General features: G+C 70.3%; 5 protein-coding genes. 4 read left to right on the top strand and 1 reads right to left on the bottom strand.

What is annotated here, in order from left to right; genetic code table 11:
- On the bottom strand, positions 1-691 hold a 691-nt coding region (locus AC1D01_RS21815; RefSeq protein ID WP_477869999.1), incomplete at its 3' end, for a hypothetical protein.
- A gap of 143 nt (positions 692-834) precedes the next feature.
- Between AC1D01_RS21815 and AC1D01_RS21820 the strand changes: the two genes are divergently transcribed.
- The 4 genes from AC1D01_RS21820 to AC1D01_RS21835 all read left to right on the top strand — a co-directional run bounded on the left by AC1D01_RS21820 (position 835) and on the right by AC1D01_RS21835 (position 4,432).
- Entirely contained in the window at positions 835-1,815 is a 981-nt protein-coding gene (locus tag AC1D01_RS21820) for a potassium channel beta subunit family protein (RefSeq protein ID WP_477870001.1), read from the top strand.
- A gap of 96 nt (positions 1,816-1,911) precedes the next feature.
- Positions 1,912-2,550 carry a TetR/AcrR family transcriptional regulator gene (locus AC1D01_RS21825; RefSeq protein WP_477870003.1) on the top strand — a complete coding sequence of 213 codons (639 nt, stop codon included), beginning with the start codon at positions 1,912-1,914 and terminating at the stop codon, positions 2,548-2,550.
- A complete protein-coding gene (locus tag AC1D01_RS21830) occupies positions 2,547-3,503 on the top strand; it encodes an HlyD family secretion protein (RefSeq protein WP_477870005.1) in 957 nt (318 codons plus the stop codon). The genes AC1D01_RS21825 and AC1D01_RS21830 overlap by 4 nt, the downstream gene beginning before the upstream one ends.
- The gene (locus tag AC1D01_RS21835; protein ID WP_477870007.1) at positions 3,500-4,432 is read left to right on the top strand and encodes an ABC transporter ATP-binding protein; all 933 of its coding nucleotides are present in this window, start codon (positions 3,500-3,502) and stop codon (positions 4,430-4,432) included. Before AC1D01_RS21830 ends, AC1D01_RS21835 begins: the two co-directional genes overlap by 4 nt.
- Positions 4,433-4,606: the final 174 nt, after the last annotated feature.

The following is a 4,606-nucleotide window of genomic DNA, read 5'->3' on the forward strand; positions in this document are numbered from 1 at the left end:
GCGCCTGCAGGCGCCAGCGCACCTGGTTGGCGGCGTTTTCCACCGCGTCGAGCTGCGTCTCGGCGTCGGTCTTGGGCAGCGCCACCGCTCGTTTGTCGGTCATGCGCATCAGCAGGCGGCAGACCCGGTTGCCGCGGTTCAGGTGGCGCAGCGTCGGAAGCAGGCCGTCTTCCTCGACGACGCTCACGTCGCGGATGTTCTCGATCGCCACCTGGTGCACCTTGCCGGCGAAACCGCGCTGGAACCAGACGTAGCTCGCGCTGACGCTGACGCGCTCCCAGCGCGCCATGTCGAACACGACCGCGCCGAGCACGCCGAAGACGCCCAGCGTGATCAGCCAGCCGAACGAGAGCCCCACGCCCAGCCAGATCACGAGGCCCGCGACGATGGGCACGGCCACCACCTCGAGCATCGCGCGGTCGGAGGTGCCGTAGACGTTGCGCTCGTAGCCGGCGAGTTCGAGCTCGCCGCTCGCCAGCGGCTGGAACGAGGCGGCCAGCGCTTTCGCGCCGCGGCCGATGAAGATGTGGCCGGCGACCGCGAACGCGACGAGGAAGGGCAGCATCAGCCAGGTGCTGAACGAGGCGAAGCCGCTGGTGCTGCGGGTGGCGGCCTGGGCCRCGGACGGGCCGCCGAGCGCGCACAGCGCCAGCGGCAGCAGGAGGGAGCAGTGTCTGAGCATCTTGGTCACGGTCGCGACGGTAACGCGAAGCGCTCCGCCCGCAAAGAGGACCCACGAGAGTACCCGCACTCGGCCGTGGGGGCTCGCGGACGGTAGGCGAATCGACCGCGGGGCTGTGGCTAAGATGCCGCACTTCTTAACGAGGTGTAGCGATGAAATACCGTCGATTGGGCCGCAGCGGCCTGCAAGTCAGCGAGCTGTCGCTGGGCTCGTGGGTCACATACCACAACCAGGTGGACACCGGTTCGGCCAAGGAAATGCTCGCCRCGGCCTTCGATGCCGGCGTCAATTTCTTCGACAACGCCGAGGCTTACGCCGCCGGCCAGAGCGAGGTGGTGATGGGCGAGGCGTTCCGGCAGCTGAAGTGGCCGCGCCTGAACTTCGTCGTGTCGACCAAGTTCTTCTGGGGCCTGGACCGCGAGGGCAACACCGTCAACCGGCGCGACACGCTGAACCGCAAGTACCTGACGCAGGCGATCGACGGCTCGCTCAAGCGCATGCAGCTGGAGCACATCGACCTGGTGTACTGCCACCGCCCCGACCCGCACACGCCGATCGAGGAGACGGTCTGGGCGATGAGCGACATGATCACCCGCGGCAAGGCCTTGTACTGGGGCACCAGCGAGTGGAGCGCCGCCGAGATCCGCGCGGCTTACGACATCGCCGAGCGCCACCACCTGCACAAGCCGGTGATGGAGCAGCCGCAGTACCACCTGTTCCACCGCCAGCGCGTCGAGCAGGAGTACGCGCGGTTGTATGACGACATCGGCCTCGGCCTGACGACCTGGAGCCCGCTGGCCAGCGGCCTGCTGACCGGCAAGTACCGCAGCGGCGTGCCGCAGGGCAGCCGCGGCGCGCTGGAGGGCATGGGCTTCCTGCTGAAGGGGCTGACCGATGCGGACAAGAACGCGGCGGTGGCGAAGCTGGAGCCGATCGCCCGCGACCTGGGCGGCAACGTCGCGCAGCTGGCTGTCGCCTGGGTGAACCGCAATCCGCGCGTCAGCACGGTGATCCTCGGCGCGTCGAAGCTGTCGCAGCTGCAGGACAACCTGGGCGCGCTGGCGTTGACGCCTAAGCTGACGCCGGAGGTGCTGGCGAAGATCGACGAGATCACGCTGCCATTGGCAGGTTGAGGCAACCGTGGCTTGAATATGGAAGGGCCCTGCGGGGCCCTTTTTCTTTTGTTTCAGCATCTCCCGGGAGTTATTGGACGTTCGTATAGTTACGCCATGCCCCGCCCCTCCCAGAACGTCGACCAGCGCCTGCTCGATGCCGGCCTCGAACTGCTGCCGCTGACCGGCTGCGCCGGGCTGTCGGTGCGCCGGCTCACCGAGCATGCGGGCGTCAACCTGGGCATGTTTCACTACCACTTCAAGAGCAAGGACAACTTCATCCGTGCGGTGCTGCAACGCACCTACGAGGCGATGTTCTCCGCGCTGACGCTCGAGGTCGATGCCGCCGCCACGCCGCTGCACAACCTGCGTGGCGCGGTGCGCGTGCTGGCGCATTTCGGGCGCGCGCACCGGCACCTGCTGGTGCGCATCCTGGCCGACGCGATGGCCGGCGAGGCGGCCGCGCGCGAGTTCCTGCTGGCCAACCTGCCGCGCCACATCGGCATCGTCGGCGCGCTGATTGCCCAGGCCCAGCAGCGCGGCGAGTTCCGCGCCGCACCGCCGCCGCAGGTGCTGGCCTTCATCGCGGCGGGTGTCGCGTCGCCGATCCTGATCGGCACCGCGATGCAGGGCGCGGGCGGTCCACCCGGGGCCGGCGCGCTGATCGACGAGCACCTGCTGTCCGACGAAGCGATCGAGGCGCGCATCGATGCCGCACTGCGCGCCTGGCAGCCCTCACCTGGAGACGCCCCATGATGCGAACCGCCCTGCCGATCCTGCTCACCGCGCTGTTGTCGGCCTGCAGCCAGCCCGCCCCCGAAGGCTATGCCGGCTATGCGGAAGGCGACTACGTGCGGCTGTCGGCGCCGGTCGCCGGCACGCTGGCCAAGCTGCACCTGCAGCGCGGCGACCAGGCCGCCGCCGCCGCCCCGGCCTTCGTGCTGGAGCAGGAGAGCGAACGCGCCGCGCGCGAGGAGGCCGAGTCCCGCCTGCGCGCCGCGCAGCAGCAGCTCGCCAACCTGCGCACCGGCAAGCGCCCCGACGAGCTCGCCGCAGTGCGCGCCCAGCTCGCGCAGGCGCAGGCGGCGCTCGCGCTGTCGAATGCCGAGCTCGCGCGCACCATGAAGCTGGTGGCCGAGCAGTTCAACTCGCCGGCCACGCTGGACCAGGCGCGCAGCAAGGTGGCGAGCGACCAGGCGCACGTCAACGAACTGGCGGCGCAGCTGCGCGTCGCGAACCTCGGCGCGCGCAGCGCCGAGATCGCCGCCGCCGAGCAGGAGGCGAAGGCCGCGCAGGCGCTGCTCGCGCAGGCCGAATGGCGCGTCGCGCAGAAGACCCAGCGCGTGCCGGCTGCCGCCGACGTGATCGACGTGCTGTACCGCGAAGGCGAGTACGTGCCGCTCGGCGGCCCGGTGCTGACGCTGCTGCCGCCCGGCAACATCAAGGCGCGCTTCTTCGTGCCCGAGGCGGTGCTGGGCAGCCTGGCCCTCGGCCAGCCGGTCAGCCTGGGCTGCGACGGCTGCGGCGCGCCGATTCCCGCCCGGCTGAGCTTCATCGCGCGCGAGGCGGAGTTCACGTCGCCGCTGATCTACAGCCGCGAGAACCGCGCGGCGCTGGTGTTCATGGTCGAGGCCCGGCCCGAGCCCGCCGAGGCGCGCCGCCTGCGTCCCGGCCAGCCGCTGCAGGTGCGGCTCGGCGCGAAATCATGAGCACCGCCCTCATCGACGTGCACGGCCTGACCAAGCGCTACGGCGGCCGCACCGTCGTCGACCACGTCGACCTGCGGGTCGAGAAGGGCCGCATCCACGGCTTCCTCGGTCCGAACGGCAGCGGCAAGACAACAACGATTCGCATGCTGTGCGGCCTGCTGACGCCGGACGACGGCGGCGGCACCTGCATGGGCCACGACATCCGCACGCAGGCGCGCCAGATCAAGCGGCAGGTCGGCTACATGACGCAGCGCTTCGGGCTCTACGAAGACCTGAGCATCGAGGAGAACCTCGATTTCATCGCCCGCGTGTATGCCGTGCCTGACCGGCGCGCCAAGGTCACCGCGACGCTCGGCCAGCTCGGGCTGCAGACGCGCCGCACGCAGCTCGCCGGCTCGCTGTCGGGCGGCTGGAAGCAGCGCCTGGCACTTGCCGCCTGCCTGATCCACGCGCCGCAGCTGCTGCTGCTCGACGAACCGACCGCCGGCGTCGACCCGGCGGCGCGGCGCGACTTCTGGGACCAGATCCACGACCTGGCCGCGGCCGGGCTGACGGTGCTGGTGTCGACCCACTACATGGACGAGGCCGAGCGCTGCCACGAGCTCGCGTACATCGCCTACGGCAAGCTGCTGACGCAGGGCACGGTGCAGCAGGTGATCGCGAGCGCGAAGCTCGTGACCTGGGCGGTGGCCGGCCCGGACCTGGTGGCGGTCGGCCACCGGCTGCGCGACGCGCCCGGCATCCGCACGGTGGCGCCGTTCGGCACCACGCTGCACGTCAGCGGCGACAGCGAGCAGGCGATCCGCGACGCGCTCGGCACGCTCGGCCGCTCCGACCTGAAGGCGAGCGCGATCGAGCCCAGCCTCGAGGATGTCTTCATCGCGCTGATGCAGGACGCGAAGGACAACTTCGCGGCCGACAAGCCATGAGCTGGCATCGCTTCATCGCCATCCTGGTGAAGGAGTTGCGCCAGGTGCGCCGCGACCGGCTGACCTTCGGGATGATGGTGATCGTGCCGATCATGCAGCTCGTGCTGTTCGGCTTCGCGATCAACAACGACCCGAAGCAGCTGCCGGCGGCCCTCGTCGTGCAGGACCACAGCG

This window comes from Rhizobacter sp. P3_B12 (genome assembly GCF_056402895.1).

Coding starts and splice junctions, on each gene's coding strand:
- AC1D01_RS21825 (WP_477870003.1), top strand. CDS start 1,912: ATGCCCCGCCCCTCCCAGAACGTCGACCAGCGCCTGCTCGATGCCGGC.
- AC1D01_RS21830 (WP_477870005.1), top strand. CDS start 2,547: ATGATGCGAACCGCCCTGCCGATCCTGCTCACCGCGCTGTTGTCGGCC.
- AC1D01_RS21835 (WP_477870007.1), top strand. CDS start 3,500: ATGAGCACCGCCCTCATCGACGTGCACGGCCTGACCAAGCGCTACGGC.